2 protein-coding genes are annotated in these 1,576 nt (G+C 68.1%); both read left to right on the top strand.

All coding sequences use genetic code 11. The features are described 5' to 3' along the window. A partial coding sequence (locus K789_RS0109770) for an amidohydrolase family protein (RefSeq protein ID WP_024366593.1) occupies positions 1 to 586 on the top strand: 586 nt, incomplete at its 5' end. Positions 587 to 686: 100 nt separating this feature from the next. Next, positions 687 to 1,562: a VOC family protein gene (locus K789_RS0109765; RefSeq protein WP_024366592.1), complete on the top strand. Its 876-nt coding sequence runs from the start codon at positions 687 to 689 to the stop codon at positions 1,560 to 1,562. The last annotated feature ends 14 nt before the right edge of the window (positions 1,563 to 1,576 follow it).

Raw genomic sequence — 1,576 nt, 5'->3', positions numbered from 1 at the left:
CGCCGCGGTGCTCAGGGACGCGGTCGGGGCCGCCCATGACGAAGGCGCGCGGGTCACGGCACACTGCTTCGCCGAAGAAACCCTGGATGACATGCTCGACGCCGGGATCGACTGCATCGAGCACGCCACCGGCCTGCTCCCGCGGCACCTGCCGCGATTCGTCGAACAGGACGTGCCAATCGTCCCCACGCTCATAAACATCGCCACCTTCCCCGACATCGCCGCGCAGGCCGAGGCGAAGTTCCCCCGGTACGCAGCGCATATGCGCTCACTCTGGGAGCGCCGGGCAGAACGCGTCCTGGAAGCGTTCGAAGCCGGCGTCACGATTTTCGCCGGGACGGACGCCGGGAGCGTCATCAATCACGGGCGCATCGTCGACGAGCTCCAGGCGCTGCACGCGGCAGGGCTCCCGGCCTGGGCGGCTCTCGACGCCGGCGCCTGGGCCGCCCGGGACTGGCTGGGGGCGGACGGCATCACCGGGGGCGCCAGCGCCGACGTCCTGGTCTGCACCGAGGACCCGCGCAGCAATCTCGCCACCCTGCAGGACCTCAAACACATCGTGCTGCGCGGAGAACCGGTCCGCTAGCACAAATCCCGCCCGTTAGGAATAAATTGAAGCTTCAAGTAATTTAGCTCTATGTAAGGTCATCGAAGGTCGGTGGCCGTTGAAGCACCGGAGTGATCACATGACCGCAGAAGCCAGCACCCAGGACCTTCTTCCCGCCGCACTTGCCATGGGCACCGTGATGCTCAAGGTCGGCGACATGAAGGTCATGACCGACTATTACCAGCGTGCCCTCGGCCTCGACATCGTGGCCGAGCAGGACGGCGGTCTGTACCTCGGACGCCGGCAGAAGCCGCTGGTCCACCTCGCGCCTGCGCCCGGACTGAGCGTCCCGTCCCGCGGCGAGGCCGGCCTCTTCCACACCGCCCTGCTGTTCGAGGACCAGCCGTCCCTCGCCGCCACCGTCGCCAGCGCGGCACAGTTCGAGCCGCAGTCCTTTGCCGGCAGCGCCGACCACCTCGTCAGCGAAGCCTTCTACTTCACCGACCCCGAGGGCAACGGCATCGAGCTCTACTGGGACCGGCCCCGCGATGCCTGGTCCTGGGACGGCAAGAACGTGGTCATGGACAGCCTGGCCCTGCCGCCGCAGCGTTACCTCGAGCAGTTCCTCACCGAGGAATCCGTGAGCGGACAGCGCGAGGCCGAGGCCGGCGTAGGGCACGTCCACCTCCAGGTTGGCGACGTCCAGTCCGCCCAGGACTTCTACGTCGGTACCCTCGGGTTCGAAAAGACGGCGGGCTGGCACGGGCAGGCTCTGTTCGTCTCGGCCGGCGGCTACCACCACCACATGGCCATGAACGTCTGGAACAGCCGGGGTGCCGGACCCCGCCGGGACACCCTGGGGCTCGGCGAGGTACTGATCGAAGTGCCGGCCGGAGACGACGTCGGAGCCCTCGCCGACCGCCTCAAGACCGCAGGGGTCCAGTCCCACCACACCGGGGCTGAACTGCGCTTCGAGGATCCCTGGCGCAACAGGATCCGCGTCGCCGCTCGCTGAGCCCCGCCATTCCC

Source organism: Arthrobacter sp. TB 26, from assembly GCF_000427315.1.
Taxonomy (GTDB): domain Bacteria; phylum Actinomycetota; class Actinomycetes; order Actinomycetales; family Micrococcaceae; genus Arthrobacter.
This window is presented reverse-complemented; position numbering and strand designations above follow the sequence as displayed.